The organism is Frateuria sp. (assembly GCF_035944355.1).
Classification (GTDB): domain Bacteria; phylum Pseudomonadota; class Gammaproteobacteria; order Xanthomonadales; family Rhodanobacteraceae; genus Frateuria_A.
This window is the reverse complement of the sequence record NZ_DASZBH010000016.1, coordinates 470,193-492,604: the sequence shown is the minus strand read 5'-3', so window position 1 is coordinate 492,604 and position 22,412 is coordinate 470,193. Positions and strand designations below refer to the sequence as shown.

Annotated in this window: 14 protein-coding genes; 5 read left to right on the top strand and 9 right to left on the bottom strand. The window is 71.3% G+C overall.

Annotation, left to right across the window (positions count from 1 at the left end; genetic code table 11):
- Positions 1–86: 86 nt before the first annotated feature.
- Together VGU03_RS15135 and VGU03_RS15130 are read right to left on the bottom strand one after the other, a co-directional pair.
- Positions 87–1,487, bottom strand: a complete 1,401-nt coding sequence (locus VGU03_RS15135) for an SH3 domain-containing protein (protein ID WP_327481944.1) — start codon at positions 1,485–1,487, stop codon at positions 87–89.
- Between the two features lie 22 nt (positions 1,488–1,509).
- Complete coding sequence (locus tag VGU03_RS15130; RefSeq protein ID WP_327482138.1) at positions 1,510–1,674, bottom strand: hypothetical protein; 165 nt, start codon at positions 1,672–1,674, stop codon at positions 1,510–1,512.
- 62 nt (positions 1,675–1,736) lie between these two features.
- Between VGU03_RS15130 and VGU03_RS15125 the strand changes: the two genes are divergently transcribed.
- From VGU03_RS15125 to VGU03_RS15105, 5 genes are all read left to right on the top strand, one after another.
- A complete protein-coding gene (locus tag VGU03_RS15125; protein ID WP_327481942.1) occupies positions 1,737–1,877 on the top strand; it encodes a hypothetical protein in 141 nt (46 codons plus the stop codon).
- Positions 1,878–1,891: 14 nt separating this feature from the next.
- Positions 1,892–3,121, top strand: a complete 1,230-nt coding sequence (locus VGU03_RS15120) for a dipeptidase (RefSeq protein ID WP_327481940.1) — start codon at positions 1,892–1,894, stop codon at positions 3,119–3,121.
- A gap of 208 nt (positions 3,122–3,329) precedes the next feature.
- Positions 3,330–4,775: a serine hydrolase domain-containing protein gene (locus VGU03_RS15115; RefSeq protein ID WP_327481938.1), complete on the top strand. Its 1,446-nt coding sequence runs from the start codon at positions 3,330–3,332 to the stop codon at positions 4,773–4,775.
- Positions 4,776–4,867: 92 nt separating this feature from the next.
- On the top strand, positions 4,868–5,575 hold the full coding sequence (locus VGU03_RS15110; protein ID WP_327481936.1) for a M15 family metallopeptidase: 708 nt from the start codon (positions 4,868–4,870) through the stop codon (positions 5,573–5,575).
- Between the two features lie 163 nt (positions 5,576–5,738).
- Positions 5,739–6,785: a serine hydrolase domain-containing protein gene (locus tag VGU03_RS15105; protein ID WP_327481934.1), complete on the top strand. Its 1,047-nt coding sequence runs from the start codon at positions 5,739–5,741 to the stop codon at positions 6,783–6,785.
- Between the two features lie 42 nt (positions 6,786–6,827).
- Here the strand turns inward: VGU03_RS15105 and recD are convergent, their stop codons facing one another.
- From recD to VGU03_RS15070, 7 genes are all read right to left on the bottom strand, one after another.
- Positions 6,828–8,660 (bottom strand): exodeoxyribonuclease V subunit alpha, encoded by a 1,833-nt coding sequence (gene recD, locus VGU03_RS15100; RefSeq protein ID WP_327481932.1) that lies wholly within the window; start codon positions 8,658–8,660, stop codon positions 6,828–6,830.
- Positions 8,657–12,208 (bottom strand): UvrD-helicase domain-containing protein, encoded by a 3,552-nt coding sequence (locus VGU03_RS15095; RefSeq protein WP_327481930.1) that lies wholly within the window; start codon positions 12,206–12,208, stop codon positions 8,657–8,659. The genes recD and VGU03_RS15095 overlap by 4 nt, the downstream gene beginning before the upstream one ends.
- Positions 12,205–15,669: an exodeoxyribonuclease V subunit gamma gene (gene recC / locus VGU03_RS15090; protein WP_327481928.1), complete on the bottom strand. Its 3,465-nt coding sequence runs from the start codon at positions 15,667–15,669 to the stop codon at positions 12,205–12,207. Before recC ends, VGU03_RS15095 begins: the two co-directional genes overlap by 4 nt.
- A 46-nt stretch (positions 15,670–15,715) precedes the next feature.
- The gene (locus tag VGU03_RS15085) at positions 15,716–16,375 is read right to left on the bottom strand and encodes a hypothetical protein (RefSeq protein WP_327481926.1); all 660 of its coding nucleotides are present in this window, start codon (positions 16,373–16,375) and stop codon (positions 15,716–15,718) included.
- An 87-nt stretch (positions 16,376–16,462) separates the two neighbouring features.
- The gene (locus VGU03_RS15080) at positions 16,463–19,537 is read right to left on the bottom strand and encodes a CusA/CzcA family heavy metal efflux RND transporter (RefSeq protein ID WP_327481924.1); all 3,075 of its coding nucleotides are present in this window, start codon (positions 19,535–19,537) and stop codon (positions 16,463–16,465) included.
- A 41-nt stretch (positions 19,538–19,578) separates the two neighbouring features.
- Entirely contained in the window at positions 19,579–20,748 is a 1,170-nt protein-coding gene (locus VGU03_RS15075) for an efflux RND transporter periplasmic adaptor subunit (protein WP_327481922.1), read from the bottom strand.
- Positions 20,738–22,273 (bottom strand): efflux transporter outer membrane subunit, encoded by a 1,536-nt coding sequence (locus VGU03_RS15070; RefSeq protein WP_327481920.1) that lies wholly within the window; start codon positions 22,271–22,273, stop codon positions 20,738–20,740. The genes VGU03_RS15075 and VGU03_RS15070 overlap by 11 nt, the downstream gene beginning before the upstream one ends.
- Positions 22,274–22,412 lie beyond the last annotated feature (139 nt).

Genomic DNA, 22,412 nt, shown 5'->3' with positions numbered 1-22,412 from the left:
CGAACTGGATGTCCGTGGTCTTCGTGATTTGGTTTGGCCGTGTCCCGGATGCGGAGCCGCTTCAAGGGCGAGGGTACGGATGTCGGTCACGGCCGCATGCGCACGATGCTGGTCATGTGGTCGATGAAGGTGGAGTCCTTGCCCGCGAGCATCGGCAGCAAGGGGGTCACCGACACGGCATTGAGCTTGACGTGCCTGGTCGCGCCATCGGCGGTGCGGTAGCTCATGCCCAGCACGTCGTGGATCACCCACGGCTGGCCCCGCCACTGGCCCAGCGACAGCATCACGTGACCGGGGATGTAGACCAGGTCGCCAAGCTGCAGCCCTTGCGCGGCGCGCAGGCGCTGCTGGTGCGCGCTGCCCTTGGCGAAGGCCTGCTTCGCGAAGGCCGGGCTCATGCCCTGGCTGGAGGTGTTGCGCGGCATCTGCACGCCCATCGAGCGGTAGACGTCCGAGACGAAGCCGGAGCAGTCGCGCCCATCGTAGGCATGGCCCCAGCCGTAGCGCTCGCCCAGGAACTTGAACGCCTGGGTGATCAGGTTGCGCGGCGTCAGCGGCAGGTAGTCGGCGGCGGTGTCGGCGTTCTTCTGGATCAGCGCGGGGCTGAAGGCGAGCGAGCCGTCGGCCTTGCGCACCGGCAGCTCGATCACGTGCGCGGCGTAGGGCGTCTGCCCGTTGACCGGCTGGTCCGGCGGCAGGTCGGTGAGCACCGGCACACGCGTGCCCATGTCCAGCTCCACCTGCGAGACGGCTGGCGCTTCGCGGGTGAACACGGTGTAGACCTTGGCGCCGGTGACGATGCGGTAGGGCGCCTTGTCGGCGTAGGCCAGCACGTCGGCGCGGCTGCCTTCGGCGATGTTGGCCGCCTCCGTCCAGGCGGCGTAGCGCGGGCTCACCACGAACAGCCAGCGGCCGTCGCGGCTGGCGTGGGCGATCAGCACCGGCGTGCCGGGGAACTCGGCGGTTTCCTGGAAGCGGTCGATATCGCTATCGCCCGGCTCGCTGAACACGCGCAGCGTGGTGGGAAAGCTGCGCAGCGCCGCGCGACGCACCACCATGCCGAAGCGCGTCTTCTGGCTGGCCGGCACCGTATCGAGCGCGCGCGCATCGGCGATGGCCTCGAGCCGGGCAGCCGGCACCGGCTTGCCCTCGACGTCGTAGAGCGGCCGCGTCGGCGGCCTGGCCAGGCCTTCGATCCATCCGCGTACCTGGGTGGCGGACAGCGTGGCCGGCAGCTTGCGCAGCTCGTGCATCGAGCCGTCGCGGGCGAACAGCGCAGCGTTCTGCGCCTGGATCTGGCTGCGGTCCAGGATGACTTTATCGGGCTGCGCCTGCAGGCCGATCCAGAACGCGGGCGTCATCTGCGCCTCGCCGACGCCGAGCACGCCCGAAGGCGGCAGCGGCAGCGTGGATGCCTGCCCGCGCGCGTGCAGCAGCGGCACGACCAGCAGCAGGGCCAGCAGCGCGGCGGAAACGGTGGTTCGCATGGTCTTGCTCCTCATGGCGCGCTCAGGGCCCGGCCGGGGCCGACATCACCGAAGCCACCAGCAGGCCGAAACCGGTGCCCAGTATGTAGCCCAGCAGGGCGAGCAGGATGCCGACCAGCACCAGCGCGCGGGAATAGTTGACCAGGATCAGCGTGGCGGCCACGCCGCCGATGTGCGCCAGCGGCACTTCCCGGTGCTGGACGCGGCGATCTGCTCGCCATCCAGGGCGCGGGCGCCTACGGCGCCCCCATGTCATCGAGCTACAACTCGCGCCCGCTCGCCGCCGAGGTCATGCTCGACGCGGGCCGCTACGCGGTCGTCCGTCGCCGGCAGACGCTGGAGGAGATGGTCGCCGGCGAGATGTCGGCGCAGGATTGGCAAGCCGCGTGACCACAGGAGCAAGCATGACCCCGCTACACCGCATCGCTCTTTTCACTCTTCTCGCTCTTTTTGCCCTGCTCGCCGCCGTGCCTACGTCGGCGCAGCAGGCGCCGCCCGATCCGCCGATCACCATCGACACCCACGTCGATATCCCCTTCACCTACATGCGCGAGCCGCGCTTCGACGCCGGCAAGGACACGCCGCTGCTGGTGGATCTGGGCAAGATGGAGCGCGGCGGGCTGAACGCCGCGTTCTTCGTGATCTGGGTGCCGCAGCACGAGCTCGACGCCGCCGGCTACGCCCAGGCGGTGGACCAGGCCGAGAGCAAGTACGAGGCGATCGGCCGCATGCTGATGATGTATCCGGACCGCATCCGCCTGGCCACCTCGCCGGACCAGGCCGTGGCCAACCGCAAGGCCGGGCTGCTGTCGGCGATGATCGGCATCGAGAATGCGTACTCGCTGGGTCACGACCTGCACCGTCTCGATGCGGCCTACGACCGCGGCGCGCGCTACGTCGGCCTGGTGCACGTGGGCAACAACGACCTGTGCACCAGCTCGCTGCCGGACACCGACCACGGCGAGAGCGCGATGAACAGCAAGGGCGACCACGGCATGACCGACTTCGGCCGCCAGGTGGTCGCGCGCGCCAACCGGCTCGGCATCATGGTCGACATCTCGCACGCCTCCGACGCCTGCGTGCGCGATGCGCTGGCCGTGTCCCGCGCGCCGCTCATCGCCTCGCATTCCGGCGCACGCGCCGTGCTCGACCACCCGCGCAACCTGCCCGACGACCTGCTGCGCGCCATCGCCGCCAAGGGCGGCGTGATCCAGGCGGTCGCCTACAAGGAGTTCCTGAAGAAGGATCCGGGCCGCGAGGCGGCGGAGAAGAAGCTGCAGGACGAGGTGGCCAGGGCCGCCGGCGACAAGAAGTACGACAGCGACAAGCACGACTACCTGCCCGCGATGGCCGCCGGCATGGCCAAGATCCAGCAACGGTTCCCGCTGCCCACGCTGGACGACTACGTCAGGCAGATCCGCCACATGGTGGACGTGGCCGGCATCGACCACGTCGGCATCGCCTCGGACTTCGACGGCGGCGGCGGCATCACCGACTGGGAGGATGCCGGCAAGACCCGCAACGTCGCCGCCGCGCTGCGCCGCGCCGGCTTCAGCGACGCGGACATCGCCAAGATCTGGGGCGGCAACCTGCTGCGCGTGTGGCGCGAGGTGGAACGCGATGCGCGGCATTGAGGGTTTTGCGGCGAAGGGCCTCCCCCGCTCCCCAACCCTCTCCCCCAGGCAAGCTCGGGGGAGAGGGAGCGCATTGCCGCAGCCGGGCCGGCCCCGCCGGGGGAGATGGTTGGGGAGAGGGGGCCTTTGCCTCGGTCTCTCGCTCGCGCTCTTTTCCACCCTCGCGTGCGCGCAATCCAACCCGGCCTACGACCCGATCGTCGACGCCGTGGTCGCGCGCTACCACCTCCCGGGCCTCGCGGTCGGCGTGATCGAGAACGGCCAGGTCGTCTACAGCGCCACCCGCGGCGAAACCGTCGCCGGCTCCGGCAAGAAGGTCACCCCCCGCACGCTCTTCAAGATCGCCTCCAACAGCAAAGCCATGACCACCGCGCTGCTCGGCCGGCTGGTCGACCAAGGCAAGCTGGCCTGGGACGACCCGGTCACCAGGTACCTGCCGGATTTCCGCATGGTCGACCCGTGGGTCACCAGGAACATGCGCGTGGCCGACCTGCTCACGCACTCCAGCGGCCTGCCCGAGGGCGGCGGCGACCTGATGCTCTGGCCCGAGCCCAATGACTTCAGCCGCGCCGACATCATCCACGGCCTGGGCTACATCAAGCCGGGCTACAGCTTCCGTTCGCAGTACCAGTACGACAACCTGCTCTACGTGGTCGCCGGCGAAGTGGCCGCGGCCGCGGGCGGCGCGCCCTACGAGACGCTGATGCGCCGCGAGGTGTTCGAGCCGCTCGGGCTGTCCCGCTGCCAGGTCGGCGCGTGGAACCGCGACCAGGTCGGCGACGTGGCCCAGCCGCACTACCGCAAGGACGGCCGCAACCTGCCGATGGACCGGGACGGCCCGGAGGTCCCGGCGATCACCGCTGCCGCCGCCGGCGGCATCCGCTGCGACCTGGAGGACATGCTGGCCTGGGGCAGGAACTGGCTGGCGCCCACGGCGGCGCAGCTCAAGTGGCTTTCGCCGGAGCAGCGGCAGCTGCTGCAGTCGCCGCACATGCTGATCCCGGTCTCCGCCCGGCGCCGCGCCTGGGACCATAGCCACGTCATGGCCTACGGCTACGGCTGGCGCATGACCGACGTGGACGGTCAGTGGGTGGTCTGGCACACCGGCACGCTGAGTGGCATGTACTCCATGCTGGCGCTGCTGCCGGACCGCAAGAGCGGTTTCGTGTTCATGATCAACGGCGAGGCCGGAGATGCGCGCACCGTGCTGGGCGAGGTGCTGATCAAGCACTTCACCGCGCCCGGCGAAGGCCGCGGCGTCGCCTTGTATGCCGATGCGATCGAGCGCGAGGCCGCCAAGCGTCCCGCCGCCGCGCGGCCGCCGGATGCCTCGGGCGCCGCCGCGGTGCCGCCGGCCGCCTTCACCTGGTCGGGCCGCTACCGCGACCCGTGGTTCGGCGAGATCGCGCTGTGCCCGCGCGGCGATGCCGTGCAATGGGCCTCGCGCAAGTCGCCGCGCATGCACGGCACGGTCAGGCAGCTGGACGAGCGCTACCTGGTGCGCTGGGACGGGGATGCCGTGGACATGGACGCCTGGCTCGACCCGCACCCGGGTTCGCCGCCTACGCTTACCATGGCCAAGCTCGATCCGAAGGGCGATTTCAGTTCGGACTTCGAGGACCTGCATTTCGAGCGCATCGGAGACTGCCCGTGAGCCACGAACCGATCCTTTCCCCGCTTGCGGGGGAAGCCGCCCGCAGGACGGATGGAGGCGAGCCGGAGCGCGCACGCGGGGGAAGACTCCCGATGTGGCTCGGCGCCGCCGCGTGCCTGTTGGCTACGAGCGTGGCGGCGCAGGCCGACCAGCCGGTCACGCTCTCGCCGGCCCGCACCGCCGCCTCGGCCGACCTGGTCGACATCCGCACGCTCGTCCCCGAGATGACCGAGGACATCAAGTACGCCGGCAGCGACAACTTCGTCGGCGCGCCGGTCGAGGGCTACCTCGCGCCGAAATGCCTGCTCAAGCGTCCGGTGGCCGAGGCGCTGGCGCGCGTGGAACACGAGCTGCGCGCACGGCACATGCGCCTGAAGCTATGGGACTGCTACCGCCCCGCCCGCGCAGTGGCGCACTTCGTGCGCTGGGGGCACGACCTCCACGACCAGCGCACCAAGGCGGCGCACTATCCGCGGCTGGACAAGAGCGTGCTGCTGGGCGACTACATCGCGCCGGTCTCCGGCCACAGCCGCGGCGGCACGATGGACCTGACGCTGCAGCGGTGCGACCGCCCGGGCCGCCACTGCCAGCCGCTGGACATGGGCACGCCGTTCGATTACTTCGACGTGCGCGCGCACACCGACGCACCGGACGTTACGCCCGCGCAGCACGCCAACCGGCTGCTGCTGCGCGAGGCGATGGAGCGCGAAGGCTTCAAGAACTACCCGCTGGAGTGGTGGCACTACACCTGGGCTTCCGAGCCTACGCCGCACACCATCTACGACGTGCCGGTGGAATGAGGGCCGGCCTCATGCCACGCGACCGAGCCCTTCTCCCTCCGGGAGAGGGTGCCGACAGGCGGGTGAGGGTTCGGGCGGCGCAGGCGCCCCGCCTGCCGAACCCTCGCCCCAACCCCTCTCCCGATGGAAGCGGGGCTTGAGTTCACAACGCACGGAGAAACGCATGCGCGCTGCTCTGCTTTTCGCCTCGATCCTTTTCGCCGCCTCGGTCCACGCCAGCGACGGCATACAGAACGCCGACCGCCTGATGCAGAGATACCAGGGCGAGGCGCCCGGCGCCGCCCTGCTCGTGCTCAGGGACGGCAAGCCGCTGCTGCGCAAGGGCTACGGCCTGGCCGACCTGGAGCGGCACGCCAAGGTCACCCCGGCCACCGACTTCCGCCTCGCCTCGGTGAGCAAGCAGTTCACCGCCGCGGCGATCCTGCTGCTGGCCGAGGACGGCAAGCTCACGCTCGACGATTCCATCCGCCACTGGCTGCCCAGCCTGCCCGCCACCACCGACCAGGTCACCCTGCGCCAGCTGCTCAGCCACACTGGCGGGCTGATCGACTACGAGGACCTGATCCCACCGAACCGGACCGCCCAGCTCGACGACCAGGACGTGCTGCGCATGCTGTCGGCCACGCCGCGCAGCTACTTCGCGCCGGGCAGCGCCTATCGCTACAGCAATTCCGGCTACGTGCTGCTCGGGCTGGTGGTGGAAAAGGCCTCGGGCCGGACGCTGCAGGATTTCCTCGCGCAGCGCATCTTCAGGCCGCTGCACATGGACCACACCCTGCTCTACGTGCACGACAGCAAGAACGTGCCCAACCGCGCCTACGGCTACAGCAAAACCGGCGGCCGCTGGCTGCGCACCGACCAGGACCTCACCTCCGCCACCCGCGGCGACGGCGGCATCTATTCCAACATCGACGACCTGGCCAAGTGGGACGCGGCGCTGTACGACGACCGCCTGCTCGGCGACGCCTCGCGCCAGGCCGCCTTCAGCCCGCACGCCAAGGTCACCGGCGAGCCCTACGAGGCGAGCTATGGCTACGGCTGGCGCATCACCGGCGACACGCTGTGGCATTCGGGCGAGAGCATCGGCTTCCGCAACGTGATCGTGCGTTGGCCCAAGCAGCACCTGACCGTGATCCTGCTCAGCAACCGCAACGATCCGGAGCCTTACCAGACGGTGCTCGAGATCGCGCAGCCGTTCCTTGGGAAATAGCTCGCCCGGCAAGGGCTTTCGGATTGGCGTTCGCGGCGACGCCTAGAGCAGCGAAAGCTGCCGCGGTTCTTCGGCGGGCGCCCCGTCCGTCAGGCGATCGGACAATCCACCCGCGCGCCTGACCGGCCGCGCCAACGCCGCCTCCAGCGCCGCTTCGGACGACCACAGCAGCGCCGTCCGGCGCGCCCGCGAGAGGCCGGTATAGAGCAACTGGCGCGACAGGATGCGGCTTTCGGGATCCGGCGGCAGCAGTACGGCGACCGTGTCGTATTCGGAGCCCTGGCTCTTGTGGATGGTGATGGCGAAGGCGCCCTCGTGCGCGGGCAGCGTGCCGGGCGCGAAGCTGCGCGCAGCCGGCTGGCCATCGGCGTCGGTGGTCTCGAACCACACCCGCAGGGCACCGCTGGCGTCGGCCAGGCACAGGCCGACGTCGCCGTTGTACAGGCGCGTGGCGTAGTCGTTGCGCGTGACCAGCACGGCGCGGCCCGGATACCAGACGCGATCCTCCGGCACATCCCAGGCCTGCTTGAGGCGCTGCCCGATCCAGTCGTTGAGCGCGAGCGCGCCGAAACCGTCCTCGCGCAGCGCGCACAGCAGCTGGCGCCGGGCCAGCGCATGCAGTGCCTGCAGCGCGAGCTTGCTGTGTTCGGAGCCGGCTTCTTCCGGCTCCGCACGGTGCGCGGGCAGGACGGGGCGGATCGGCAGGCAGGCCAGTTCCTCGGTCCACTGGCCCAGCTCGCGGCGCAAGCGCGCCGCCTCGTCCACCGCGGTCCAATGCGCGTGCCCGCCGGCATGCGCCACGGCCTCGCGGAACGCGCCCGCGTCGCCGGCGCGCACCGCGCGGTTGACCGGCACCAGCTGCTGGCCCGCGCGGAAGCTGTGCTCCAGCCGCACGATGTCCGGCGCGCGCTCGGCCTCCATCACCGCCACCACGTCCATCAGCACGGAACCGGCGGCCACCGAGGTGAGCTGGTCGGCATCGCCGACCAGCACCAGGGTCGCGTCCGGGCGCACCGCCTCCAGCAGCGCCCGCAGCAGCGCCAGGTCGATCATCGAGGCCTCGTCCACCACCACGATGTCCGCCGCGATCGGATGCGCGGCGTCGCGGGCGAAGCGGTTGCGGCGCGGCTCGTAGGAAAGCATGCGATGCAGCGTGAGCGCCTCGCTGTCCGGGATGCGCTCCAGCAGCGGCAGCCACGCCTCGGGCAGCGAGGCCTGCAGGGCCTGCTTGCCCTGCCGCAGCGACTGCACCAGCCGCTGCGCGGCCTTGCCGGTGGGTGCGCCGACCTGGATCGTCGATGCCTTGCCGGAATCGAGCTGCTGCAGCCGCAACAGCATGCGCAGCACGGTGGTGGTCTTGCCGGTGCCGGGGCCGCCGGTGAGCACGAACAGCCGCCGGCCGCCGACCTGCGCCACCGCCTGGCGCTGGCGCGAGACCGCTGCGCCGCGGACGCCGCCGAACAATTCGTCCAGCGTCGCCTCGTCCATGGCCACGCTGCGGCCCGCCGCGCGGCGCGCGCGCAGTTGCCGCGCCACCGCGACTTCGTCGGCATGGTTGCGCCACAGGTAGAAGCGGCCATGCGCATCGAGCACGAACGGCGCGGGAACGCTGCCGTCGCTGACCAGCGGGTCGGTGCGCACGGCGGCCAGCTCGTCGGGCGTGAGCGCCGGCGCACCATGGCGGCCGGCCTGCTCGCCGGCGAGCGGCAAGGCCGTGTCGCCCTCACCGTCGGCAAAACTGGCCCACGCCGCCAGTCGCGCCACCAGCGGCGAGCCGCCGTGCGCGAGCGCCCAGCGCAGCAGCGCGCGATCGAGCGGGCGCCAGGGCGTGTCGGCGAGTTCCGCGGGCGAGCGCTGGAACCGGTAGGTGCTCATGCCACGACCTCCAGTTCGCGCCCTGCCAGCACGTTGTCGACCGCTTCGATCAAGGCATCGCCGAAACGATGCCGCCACACGCCGGCATCCGAACCCAAGCCCACCGCGCGCACGAACAGGTAGATCGCCTCGCCCAGATGCCGCTCACGCACGTAGCCCGGCAGGCGCTGGCGCAGCATGCGGTCGAGCGCCACGGTGTAGAGCAGCGCCTGGAAGCGGTAGTGGTGCGCGTCCATCGCCAAGGCCAGCGCCGCGGGCCGGTAGTCCTCGACGTGGTCGCCCAGGTAGTTGCTCTTGTAGTCGAGCACCAGGTAACGCCCCTCGTGTTCGAGGATCAGGTCGATCTTGCCGGTCATGCGCCCGCGCAGGTGGCCGACGCTCGCGAACGGCACCAGCGCCGGTTCGCCCAGCGCGGTGCAGGCCTCGCGCAGGGCGGCCATCGAGGCGTCGTCCAGTGCGTAGTGGAACTCCATCTCGGCCAGCTGTCGCTCGGCCGGCAGCGCGCCCAGGCGCAGGCCGGACAGCAGCGGCGTATCGAGATTCGCCTGCAGTCGGCGCGCCAGCCGTGCGATGAAGGCGCCGCGCTGGGCGTCCTCCAGCCGCACGCCGAAGTCGCGCAGGCAACGGTCGATCAATGCGTGCTGCGTCTCCATCGGCTGGCCGATGCTGCGCAGTTCGAACATGGCGTGCATGGCGTTGCCGATGTCCGCGCCGCGCACGCCGGCCAGCGCGAGCAGCTCCGGATGCGGCGCCGAGCTTGGTAGAGGCGGGGCCAACGGATCGGCGGCCGGCGCCGGCACGGTCTCGTCGCTGGCGGCCTGGTCCTCCAGCGCGCCGGCGTGCGCGCCGCGGGTGAGATTGGAGAAGCTGTAGACCTGCGCCATCGGCCGGACCGGCGGCAGCGGGCGCGCCTGGCGCACCGGCGCCTCGTCCTGCGCCTGCGGCAACGGTGTGGCCTGCCAGGGCCAGCCGATGGTCGACCAGGCGAGCCGCGGCGCGGCCGCGGCCAGTGCTTCGCCTGTCTCCAGCCGTTGCAGCAGACGCTCGATCGAGGCGTCCAGCGGCGCGCGCTCGGGATCCTTGCGCGGCGCGCTGGGGCTGCCGTCCTTGTGCCGCTTGCCGTCGGCTGGACGATCGGGCGGCAACGCGTAGACGTGGCACGCGTGGATGGCGCGGGTCAGCGCCACGTACAGCACGCGGAAGCGCTCGTCCTGGCCTTCGGCGTCGTACTGCGCCTTGGCCGCCTTGCCGAAACCGACCACGCGCCGCCCGCACAGCGGCTCGTGGATGACCACGTCGGTGTCCCGGTCGCTGCGGCAGTGGTTCCACATCAGCGGCAGGAACACCACCGGGAACTCCAGGCCCTTGCTGGCGTGCAGGGTCATCAGGCGCACGCGGCGCGCATCGGATTCGATGCGCAGCTGGCGTTCCTCCGCCGCGTCGCCGCCGGCCTCCTCGCCGTCGCGCTGGCGGCCCAGCCAGTCGAGCAACTGCGAAGGGCCGGGCATGGCCTCGGCCTGCGCCTGCAGGAGCTCGCCCAGGTGGCGCAGGTCGGTGAGCGCGCGCTCGCCGTCGTCGCCAGCGAGCAGCCGGGGCGCGGCGCGCTCGATCAGTGCGCGCACCACGGCGAGCACGCCCTCGCGCTGCCAGCGCGCACGCCACGCCGCGAACTGCTGTTCGTAGGCGAGCCACGCCTCGGGCTGCTCGCGCAGCGCCTTGAGCGCGGCGTAGCCCAGGCCGTACAGCCGCGTGGCGAGCGCGGCGCGCACCGCGCCTTCGTCGCTGGCATGTTCGACGGCATGCAGCAGCACGTGCAGCTCGCGCGCCACCGGCACGTCGAACACGCTGCTGCGCCCGGCGCCGACACAGGGCACGCGGTAGCGCTGCAGCAGCGCGCGCAGCACGGTGACGTCGGCGTTGCCCGGCAGCAGCACGGCGATGTCGCCCGGTGCCAGCGGCGTGTCGCCGATGCGGTGGCGGCCGTCGCCCAGCATCCCGGCGATCTGCGCGGCGCAGGCTTCCAACGCCGCGCGGCGACGCGCCGGTGCGCTCTCCGGCACGTCGGGGTTGAAATGTAGTTGCAGCGGCTGCGCCAGCGGTACGCCCTCGACGGTCAGCGACGCAGGGTCGCGGCGGCCGGCAGCGCGCACCGCTTCGTAGCGGATCGGCGTATCGGGCGCACGCCCCAGCGCCTCGCCGGCCAGCGCATAGAACTGGTTGGTCGCCTCGACCAGGCCGCTGGTGGAGCGCTGGTTCACGGTGAGCCGCAGCACTTCGTCCGCCCCTTTCGCGGCGGCGAGATAGGCCTGGATGTCGCCGCCACGGAAACGGTAGATCGCCTGCTTGGGGTCGCCGATCATCACCAGCCGGCCGCGCGCGACGCCGTCTTGCCCACGGTAGATCGCATCGAGGATGGCGTACTGCTGCGCGTCGGTGTCCTGGAACTCGTCCACCAGCGCGACCGGCCATTGCGCGAACAGGCGCTCGGCCAGATGCCGGTCCGGCCGCGCCAGCGCCGTGCCCACGCGCGCGATCAGTTCATCGAAGGTGAGCTGGCCGCGCGCGGCCAGGCGCTCGGCGCGCCAGGCGTCGACCTGGGCCAGCCAGCCCTGCCACGCGCGCACGTGCTCGGCGTGCTGGGCATAGCCGAGCGCGCGGCAGGCGCCGCTCACGAAACCGAGCAGCTCGGCGTCGCCGGGATCGTCCGGCACGTGCGGATGCAGCTGGTCGTCCCAGGGCGCCGCCGCGAGGTTCTTGAGCGTGGACTCCTTCAGCTCCTGGCTGCGGTCGCGCAGCCAGCCGGCAAAGGCGCGCAGCGCGTTCCTCAAGGCCGACTTGCGCGGTTGGAACAGGTCGGCGCGATCGGCGAAGGCATCGAGCGCGTCCGCGCGCTCGACAGGCAGCAGGCGCGCCAGTTCGTCCTCGTCCGGTGCCCACAGGGCCACGCCCGGCTGCAGGTAAGCCCTGAGCAGCCGGCGCAGCTCGGCCAGCGAAGCCGGCGCGGTGGGCGGCGGCGGCGCCTCGCCCTGCTGCAGCTGGCGCCAGAGGTCCTCGGCCCATTCGTCCAGCAAGGCGTCGGCCGGGACCAGCTCGCCGGCCTGCAGGCTGGCGCCGCTCTCGAACGGGTAGTCGTCGAGGATGCGCTTGCACAGGCCATGCAGCGTGGTAACCGGCGCGCGGTCGAGGTCGGCCAGCGCCAGGCGCAGGCGCAGGCGGTCGCGGCCCGCCTGCGACGGATCGGCGCGCCAGCGTGCGTGCAGCCATGCGATGTCGGTCGGCGCGTCGGCCTGTGCATCGACCGGCCACGCGAGCGCCTGGTCCTCGGCCCAGGCCAGCCGTCCGCGCAGGCGCTCGCGCAGTTCCTGCGCGGCCGCGTCGGTGAAGGTGGTCACCACGATCTGCGCGGGCGACAGGCCCTGCTCCAGCAACAGGCGCAGGTACAGCACGGAGATGGTCCAGGTCTTGCCGGTGCCGGCACTGGCCTCGATCAGCGTGCGGCCGGGACCGGCCAGGTCCAGCATGGTCCAGTCGCGGGCGACGGTGTTCATGCCGTCGCCTCCACGTCGAGATGGATCAGGCGCAGCAGCCGCGCGGCGAACGCCCGCAGTTCGGCGAACGCCGGCTGCTCGGGCGAGAAGTCCATCTCGCCGGCAAGCAGCCAGGCGTAGCCCGGCGCGTAGTCGCGCTCGCCGGGGTGGCCGAAGCTACCCGCCCAGGTCTGCTGCGCCTTGTCCGGGCGCTCGTCCAGTGCGGCCCAGCTGGTCCGGGGGAAATACGGCAACGGGTAGCGCTGCGCCTGGCGCCAGAGATCAAGCAACGCGCCCACGCGCGCGACCAGGTCCTCGCGCATGGCCTGCGCCTGGTCGGCGTCGGCCGCGCGATAAGCGTCGTCCCAATGATTGAACCTGTCTTCCCAGGGGTGCTCCGCGCCGTCGGTGAGCAGGCAGGCGCGCACGGCCATGGGCGGCGTGGTGAGCAGGCGCAGCAGCGCCCATTCGATGAAGAACGGCACGCGCTCGCGGAAGCCGAGCTTGTCCTCGGCCTTGCCCGGGTAGACCTCGAATTGCCAGCGCGCCTCGCCGGTGCTCCAGACGCGCTCGAGCGTGCCCTCGATCGGCAGGCCCGTCACGGTTTCCAGCAGCGGCAGCGGCGTGCGCTGCGGCAGCGCGCCGGCGAACAGCGGATGGTCGGCGGCGCGCGCGAGCAAGGTCTGCACCTTGGCGCGCTCGGCCGCCCAGGCGTCCATGCCGATGCGCCCGGGCGGCAGCACGCCGCCCAGGCGCAGCCATGCCGGCGCCTGCTCGGGCAGGTCGAAGCAGCCGCTTGCGGCCGCCTCGAAGAACAACCGCTGCGGCACCCGTTCCAGCGCCGATACGCTGGCCTGCAGCGCTTCGCGGCCTTGCAGGCGATCGTCCTCCAGCGCATCCAGGCGCACGTGCAGCTGGCCGGCCAGCACCTGGCGCGAGGGATCGCGGAACCAGGCCTGCACCTCGCGCAACGGGATCGGCGCCAGATCGGCGGCGGCTTCCTGCGGCGGCGCGCCGGCGAGGAAGGGCCGCGGCGCCGCGCCGCCCGCGCGCATCGCGGCGAATCCCAAGTCATAGCAGCACAACCGCGGATCGCTGCCGTCGAAGTAGCGCGCATCGAACGGCTGCAGCGGATGGCGCACGCGCCACGGCCGCTGGAACCGGCGCACCGCGCCCGGCGGCAACGGCTGCTCGTCGGCGTCCGCCGCCAGCGTGCGCAGGCCGGCCTGTTCGTCGAGGAACTGCATCAGCTCGGCCAGCGGCGCGGCCGGGTTGCGCGGCTTGCCGTCGCGCACGCCCTCGGCGAGATAGGACAGGTGCAGCACCTCGCGCGCGGCCATGACCGTTTCCAGGAACAGGTAGCGGTCGTCGCTGCGCACGTCGCGGTCGCCCAGACGACGGTGGCGCGCCATCAGGTCCAGCCCGGCGTCGCTGGCGTTGCGCGGGAACTCGCCGTCGTTGAGGCCGAGCACGGCGACCACGTCGAACGGGATCGCGCGCTGCGGAACCATGCCGCAGAAGGTGACGCCGCCGAGCAGGAAACGCTGGCGCTCAGGCGCCGCGGCCAGGCGCTCGCGCAGCACATCGCGCACCACGGCGAAATCGAGCGTGGGATCGAGCCCGCAATCGGCGGCTTCCGCCGCGGTGGCCTGGATGAAGCGGCGCAGCAGCGACAGCGCCTCCGCCGCCTGGCCGTCGCGCGGGTCGATGCGGAACAGCGCATCGAGCAGTTGTTCCAGCCGCGCGGCCCAGGCCGAGGCGGTACGCGGCTGCAGCGCATCGCGCTGCAGGGCGGCCAGCTCCAGCAGCAGGCGGTCGAGCGCGCCGAGCACCTGCGCCTGCGGGCCGCGCACGCCTTCGACCGGCCACAGCTCGCCATCGGGCAACGCCCAGGCCCCGCCCTGCCCTGCGGCGTCGTCGCCCATGGCGTATCCGCCCAGCAGCCGGTCCATGCCCCAGGCGAAGGTGGTCTCCTCGATCGCCGGCACGCCGAAGCGTGCGCGGTGCTCGCCGTCCAGCGCCCAGGCGACGCGGCTCTGGCGCAGCCAGCGCGCCAGCGTTTCGCGCTCGTCCTCGGCCAGCGCCAGCGCGCGGGCGATCTCCGGCACTTCCAGCAGGTCGAGCAGCTCGGGCGCGCCCAGGCGGGCGTCGGGCACGTCGAGCAAGCGGCTGAAGGCCTCCAGCAGCGGATGCGTGCGCGCCACCGCCACGTCGGCCAGGTGGTAGGGCAGCGGGCCGTGCGCGCGGCCCGGCTCGCCGAACACCGCCGGCAGCAGCGGCACGTAGGCCTGGATGTCCGGCGCCATCACCACGATGTCGGAGGGTTTCAGCTGCGGCCGTTCGGCCAGTTCGTGCAGCAGCGCGTCGCGGAGCACTTCCAGCTCGCGCAGCCGCGTGTGGCACAGGTGCACGCGCAGCGAGCGGTCGGCCATGGCCGCGTCATAGCCGCCGCCGAGCGGCGCGGCACGCGCGGGGTCGAGCTGGCGCAGGCTCTCCTGCAGGCGCTGCAGCAGGCCGCCGCCCGGATTCGGCCGTTCGTCCTGCCAGTGGCGCACGTCCACGCGGACGGCGTCGTCGACGTCCTGCAGGTTCAGCATGAAGTGCTGGCCCATGCGGCCCCAACTGGCGAGCAGCGGATGGCCGAGCTGCTGGAAGAACTGCTCGGAGTCCTCGGTGAAATCCGTGCGCCGGGCCAGCTCGCGCAGCTGCGCGCGCTCGCCGCGCAGGCCGGCCCAGTATTCGCGGCAGGGGTCGGGCACGTAGAGCACGACCGGGCGCACGCGCGCCACCGCCCGCAGCAGCGCCAGCTCGGCCGGTGCCAGATGGCTCACGCCGAACAGGTGCAGCGGTTCGAGCGTGGCCTGCATCTGCGGATGGCGTGCCAGTTCGCGCACCAGCGCCTCGACGCGCTCGCCGCGGTGCGGCGTGCCGATCGCCGCATGCAGCCGGCGCCACAGCGGCGCCATGAAGGTCGGTTCGGGCACGTCGTCGCGGCCGCGCTCCCACGCCTGCAGCCAGTCCGGCCGATAGGTCAGGTACTGGGTGTACAGCCGCGCCAGCCGGTCGGCCAGCTGGTAGCGGCGCCGCGCGGCATCGCCGCTGGCCAGGTAGGCGCGCACCTGGGGATCGTCGATGCCCGGCAGCAGTTCGTGGATGCGCCAGCGCAAGGTGTCGCGCCGATACGGCGCCAGCGCCACCGCGGTACTGCCGAGCACGGCGAGCGCCAGCTCGTCCAGCCAGCTGCTGGGCAGGGTGATGCGCAGGTTGGCGACGATGCCGCCGCGGCCGCGCTTGCGCGCCAGCGCCCCGGCCAGCCAGTGGCGCATGCCCGGATGCGACGCGATCACCGTCTGCGGCGCCAGCACGTTGACCGGCGGCGCCGCATCGAGCAGCGCCACCAGCGGGTCCAGCAGCGCCTCCAGACGGCTGGCGCGGATCACGGACAGCCCGCGGGTCAGGTCGTCGGAGGGAAAGGCAGCCATGCCGGGCATGATAGCCGTGGGCGGTCGCAGAACCCGCGACGCAGGTTTACGGACGGGCAGCCGGTGGCGGGAACGCCAGCACCTGCTCGGTATAGGTTTCCACCAGCGCGCTGAAGGGGTGGCCCTGCGCGTCCTCCAGCAGGGCCCGGTGTTGCAGGAGCCGGTGCGGCAAAACGAGCGGCTGCTTGCCGGCGACCGGAAGTCCATGCATTTCCCAGCCCTGCGGCAACGGCGACCACAGCAATCGCGCGGAGAGCGTGCGGCGGCGGAAATGCAGCGGCGCCACCACCTTGCCGAAGGGCGTGTCGCCGTGGTCCAGCGCCTGGTTCATCGCCGCCGTGAGGCGTCCGGGCAGGTACCAGTTGTCGGCTTCGGAGAGCACGCGGTCGCCGCAGGCCAGTTGCACGCGGCGGTAGCGCACCGGCGTGCCGGCGTCGACGCCGAGCGCGCGGTGCAGATCTTCGGGCAACGGCTTGCTCGCCTCGCGGTCGCGCCGGGCGACCACCACGGGCGTCGTCGCCAGACCGTGCGCTCCGCACCAGCGCTCCAGCGTGAGCGTGGCGCTGTCGTGGCTGAGCAGGTCGGCGTTGAGCGTCTGCAGCAGCGCCAGCGCCTCGGTGCGGGCCAGCGGCGTGTCCGGCCAGCTGTTGGCGGCGGCAGCGACCGGCGCCAGCAGGCCGAGCACCGACGCAAGCAGGCGCCTCATGTTCGACGCCCAGGTGGCGCTTCGCCGCGCGCGATCGTGCCGCATGGATCTTCCCCTGCAGTGGCCGGGCGGGAAGTGTAGCGGGCGCTACACCTCCAGCCGATCCTGCGGCCGCGCCACCACGGCATACAGCGCCGGCATCAGGAACACGCTGATCAGCAGGCGTGTGAACAATCCGCTGACGATGACCAACGCGAACGGCCGCTGCGTATCGGTGCCCACGCCGGTGGCCATCGCCGCCGGCAACAGGCCCAGCGCGGCGACCAGCGCGGTCATCATGATCGGGCGCAGGCGCAGGATCGCGCCCTCGCGGATCGCCTCGGCCAGCGGCGTGCCGTTGCGCCGCAGCTCGTTGACATAGGAGATGTACACCACCGCGGTCTGCACCGATACGCCGAACAGCGCCAGGAAACCGATCCCCGAGGACACCGAGAACGGCGTGCCGGTGAGCCACAGCGCCACCAGCCCACCGACCGGCGCCGACAGCAGCACGCCGGCGACGGTAATGAACGGGAACTTGAAGTTGCTGTAGAGGGTGAACAGCAGCAGGAAGATCAGCGCCAGGGTGACGGGCACGATCACGTTCAACTGCGCGCGCGAGGCGGTGTACTGCGAATACTCGCCGCCCCAGTCGGTGCTGTAGCCCTGCGGCAGCGCGACCTGCTTCTTCACCTGCGCCATCGCGTCCTCCACCGCTCCGGCCAGATCACGCCCCTCCACCGAGAACTGCACGCCGATGTAGCGCGAGGCGTTCTCGCGATAAATGAAGGAGGCGCCGTTGGTCACCTCGATATGCGCCAGCGTCCTGAGCGGCACCTGCTGCCCGCCGGGGGCGGCCACCAGGATGTTGCCGATCGCCTGCGGGTCGTCGCGCCAGGGCTTGTCCAGGCGCACCACCAGGTCGAACTGCTTCTCGCCCTGGATCACCTGCGTGGCCACGTCGCCGCCGATGGCGGTGGTGATCAGGCTATTGATGTCGTCCACGTTGAGGCCGAGGCGGGCGATCGCGGCGCGGTCGATCACGATGCTCAGGGACGGCTGCCCGAGCTCCTGCACCAGGCTCACGTTGTGGATGCCGCGCACGTGCTCGAGCACGTGCTTGATCGCCTTGCCCTTCTGCTGGAGCGTTTCCAGGTCGGGGCCGAACACCTTGACCGCCAGCGCGCTCTTCAAGCCCGTCTCGGCCTCGTCCACCGCATCCTCGGCCGGCTGCGTGTAGTTGAAGATGACGCCGGGGAAGGCCTGCAGCTTCCTGTTGATCGCCGCGATCAGCTCGGGCTTGGTGCGGTAGGCGCCGTGCCACTGCGCGTAGGGCTTGAGCGCGACGTAGAACTCGACGTTGAAGAAGCCGGTGTGGTCGGTGCCGTCGTCCGGACGACCAAGCTCGGAGGCGACCGTGGTGACCTCGGGGAACGAATGCAGGATGTCGCGGATCTGCGGCGCGATCCGTGCCGACTCGTCGAACGAGATCGTGTAGGGCATGGTCGCGCGCACCCACAGCGCGCCCTCGTCCAGGTGCGGCATGAATTCCGCGCCGATGCCTGGGATCAGCAGCAGCGAGGCGCCCAGCAGCAGCGCCGAGGCGGCGATGGTGCCGCGCGCATGCGCCAGGCAGAAATCCAGTCCCCGCGCATAGGCGGCCTTGGTCGCCTCGAAGATCGCATTGCGCCGCTCGCGCACGCCCTTGCGCATCAGCCACGAGCACAGCACCGGCAGCAGCGTGAGCGTGACCACGAGCGAGCCGACCAGCGCGAACACCATGGTGTCGGCCATCGGCTTGAACAGCGTGCCCGAGGGCCCGGACAGCACGTAGATCGGCAGGAAGCTGACCACGATCACCGCCACCGCGTAGAACAGCGGGCGGTCCACCTCGGCGGCGGCGTCGCGGATGATCTCGATGACGTTGAAGTCCTCGTCCCGGCGATCGGCGATCTGCCGGTAGATGTTCTCCACCATCACCACCGCCGCGTCGACCAGGATGCCGAAGTCGATCGCGCCGATGGACAGCAGGTTGGCCGAGGCGCCCTGCAGGTCCAGGCAGGTGAAGGCGAACAGCAGCGCCAGCGGAATGGTGGCGGCGACGATCAACCCGGCACGCAGGTCGTACAGGAAGAAGATCAGCACCACGACCACCAGCAGCATGCCGCGCAGCAGGTTCTGGCGCACTACGTCGGTGGTCAGCGCGACCAGGTCGCTGCGGTCGTAGAACGGATGGACCTTGATGTCCGGCGGCAGCACGTGGTCGTTGAGTTCACGCGTCTTGGCCTCGACCCGCTTGAGCACGTCCTGGGTCTTCTCGCCAGTGCGCAGCATGATCACGCCCTCGACGGCGTCGTCCTGCTTCTCGAAACCGAACTCGCCCAGCCGCGGCGCGATGCCGGTGGCCACGCGGCCGACGTCCTTGACCAGCACTGGCTTGCCGTCGTGCACGGCCAGCACCACGTTGCCGATGTCCTCCAGCGAGACCAGCCGGCCAACGCCGCGCACGTAATAGAACTGGCCACCCTGCGAGTAGAAGCCGCCACCGGCGTTGGAGTTGTTGGCGGCGAGCGCGGCCTGCACCTGCGTGGCGGTGAGGCCGGCGCCAGCGAGCTTCACCGGGTCGAGCAGCACCTGGTACTGCATGGTGCCGCCGCCGAAGCCCGAATCGTCCGCCACGCCGGGTACCGAGCGGTACTGCGGCTCGATCACCCAGTCCTCGAAGGTCTTGAGCTCGGTCGGCGAGCGGTCGGAGCTCTGCAGCACGTAGCGGTAGATCAGCCCGGAGGGCGAGGACATCGGCGAGACCGACGGCGTGACGCCAGCAGGCAGGCTCAGGCCGCCGAGCCGGTTGAACACTTCCTGGCGATCGAGCAGGTTGCTGCTGCCGCCTTCGAAATTGAGGGTGACGTCGGACAGCCCATACAGCGACACCGAGCGCGTGTTGGCGGTCTTCGGGATGCCGGTCATGCCCCGCTCCACCGGCACGGTGATCAGCCGCTCCACTTCCTCGGCGGTATGCCCGGGCCACTGCGTGACGATGTCGACGGCGGGCGGCGAGAGGTCCGGATAGGCGTCCACCGGCAGACGCTGCCAGGCGCGCACCCCGGCGCCGACCAGCACCAGCGTCAGCAGGAGTATCAGCAGGCGCTGGCCCAGCGAGGCGCCGACCAGGCGGTTCATCAGCGACGCCGAACGCGGCGGCATCGGAGGCAGATGTGCGCTCATTGGCTTTGCATGAACTGCACGAACAGGCCGCCGTCGACCACCACCTGGTCGCCGGGCCGGATGCCCTGCGTGATCGGGTAGCTGTCACCGGCGCGCTCGCCCAGGCTGACGTGCCGACGGGCGAAGCTGCCGTCGTGCTCGGCGACGTAGACGAACGGCAGGTTCTCGTCGTCGTGCAGCACGGCCGACACCGGCAGCAGCAACCCGCTCTGTGGCTGGCGCGACTGGATGCGCACGCGCACGTACATCTGCTTCTTCAGCACGCCCGAGGCGTTGTCCACCACCACGCGCACCGGCACCGCGCGCGTGTCGGGGTCGACCAGCGTTCCCAGGTTGTCGACCTTGCCGTGCAAGGCGCCGATGCCGCCCGCCTCGATGGTGGCCGGATCGCCCGCGTGCACCGCGCCCAGTTCGGCAGGCGCCACCTGCGCGATCACCCACATGCGCGAGAGATCGGCCACCGTGAAGCATGCGGTGGTTCCGGCCTGCAGCAACTGGCCGGGCGTGATCAGCTTCTGCGCGACGGTACCGGCCACGGGGGCGCGGATCACGCCCTGGATGCGCGCCGGCGCGTGGCCGGCCTGGATCGCCTTGAGCGTCTGCGGGTCGATGTCGAGCGCGCGCAGCGCCTGCAGCGCAGCGTCGCGGTCCGCCTCGGCACTGGCCGCGTCGGTCTGCGCTTGTTCCAGTTCGCGCCGCGGCACGCCTTCGTGCTGGCTGAGGTCGAGGTCGGCATCGGCCAGCCGGCGCGCGTTGTGGGCCGTGACCAGCGCCTTGCTGTAGGCGCCGACCGCGGCGGCGAAGTCGGGCGAGTCCACCAGCGCCAGCGGCTGGCCCTTGGCCACGTGCTGGCCGGCCTCCACCAGCAGCCGCGCGACCGGGCCGGAGAACGGCGCCAGCACGCTGGTGGCCTGATCGTTGTCGAAGTCGACCACGCCCGTGGTCTGGACCGATTCTTCGAAGCGCGCCGGCGCGACCGTGTAGAGCCGAAGGTGCTGGCGCTGCGCGGCGGTCAGCGTCGCGTTGTGCGGGACGCCGGTATCGGGCGCTGCCGCATGGTCATCGGCCTGTCTCGAGCAGGCGGCCAGCCCCACCAGGGCCAGTGTTGCGGCGGCAAGCAGTACACGGGCCGGACGCGCCGCGCGGCGTGCGCTCTCAATGTTCATCAGTGTTCCTGCTCGCCGCCGCCTGGCTAGGCTTCGGGCTGGTCGTTGCGGGTGAGTCTTGGCCGGCGGCCAGGTCGCTGCGATGCCACCAGCCGCCGCCCAGCGCCTGGAACAGCGCGACCGTGTCGGCATAGCGGCTGGCCTGCGCCTGCGCCAGGCTGACGCGGGCTTGCAGCGCGGCCTGTTCGGCGCTCAGCACGGCGAGGTAGCCGGCACGGCCGTCCTTCCATTGGCGCTGCGAAAGATCGAGCGTGACCTTGGCCGCGTCGTTGGCGGCGGTGGAGGCCTTGAGCGCCTGCGCATCCTGCTGCAGGGCGACCAGCGTGTCGGCGACGTTCTCGAACGCCGTCAGCACGGTGCTGCGGTACTGCTCGGCCGCTTGCGTATAGGCCGCCTTGGCGGCGCGCTCCTGGTGCATCAGGGCGCCGCCCTGGAACACCGGTGCCGCCAATGCGGCGCCCACGCCCCAGAAACCGGAGCCCGACTTGAACAACTGGTTGAGCGCCAGCGCCGTGCTGCCCGTGTCCGCGCTCAGCGTGATGTTGGGCAGGCGGTTGGCGATGGCCACGCCGATTTGCGCGCTGGCCGCATGCAGATTGGCCTGCGCCTGCAGCACGTCCGGCCGTTGCGCGACCAGTGCCGAGGGCAGGCTGAGCGGCAGGTCCTGCGGCAGTTGCAGGCTGGCGAGCGTGAAATCGTCGGCCGCCGCCTGGCTGGGGAATTGCCCCGCCAGCACGGCCAGCCGATGGCGCTGCTGCGCAAGCTGCGTGCGCAACGGCGCCAGCGAGGCATCCACCTGGGCGAGCTGGGTCTCCTGCGCGGCCACGTCCAGCCGGCCGACGTAACCCTTGGCCAGCTGGTAGCGCATGATCGAGAGCATGTGCGCGTCGACGCCGGCGAGCTCCTGCGTGGCCTCAACCTGTTCGCGCAACGAGGCGATCTGGACTGTCGCCACCGCGACGTTGGCGCTGAGCGCGATGTCGCTGGCGATCATCTCGTAGCGCACGGCCTGCGCCTGCGCCTGGAGCGACTCCACCGTGCGCCGGGTCAGGCCGAACACGTCGGGCGAGTACGCCACGCTGACGTGCGCGCTCATCAGGTTGTACAGCGAGGCGTTGGAGCTGGGGACCGGCGCGAGCGCGCCGGAGGGATCCTGCTGGCGATTGGCGGAAAAGCCCGCCGAAATGCTCGGGTAGTAAGCGCCGCGGCCGGCCAGTGCCGTTTCCCGTGCCGCCGCCAGAGCCGCCTGCGACGCCTTCAGGTCCGGGTTGTGGGCCAGCGCCTGCGTGATCAGCGCATCGAGCGCCGGGGAGTGGAACAGCCGCCACCACTGCGCCGGAATGTCGCCGCCCCGGACGAAGCGCTGCGCTTGACCACCCGTACCGCCGGCGGCAGCGACCGTCGCGGTCATCGGCTCGGCCGTGTAACTGCCCACCGCCGGTGCCGCGGGCCGCTTGAAATCCGGCCCCACCGCACAGCCGCACAGCAGCAACAAGGCCAGTACGACCATCCAACCCTTGTTCATGCCGTACATCGCTCCGCGGAGGAGAAAGGCTGGAACGATATAAAGTTGCAATCGGCTCCAGCCCTGCCGAAAGTCATGCATGCGAGCGAAAGTTTTTGCGCCCCCGCCTGTTTGCTGCAGCGCCTGGCTGTCGCAGCAG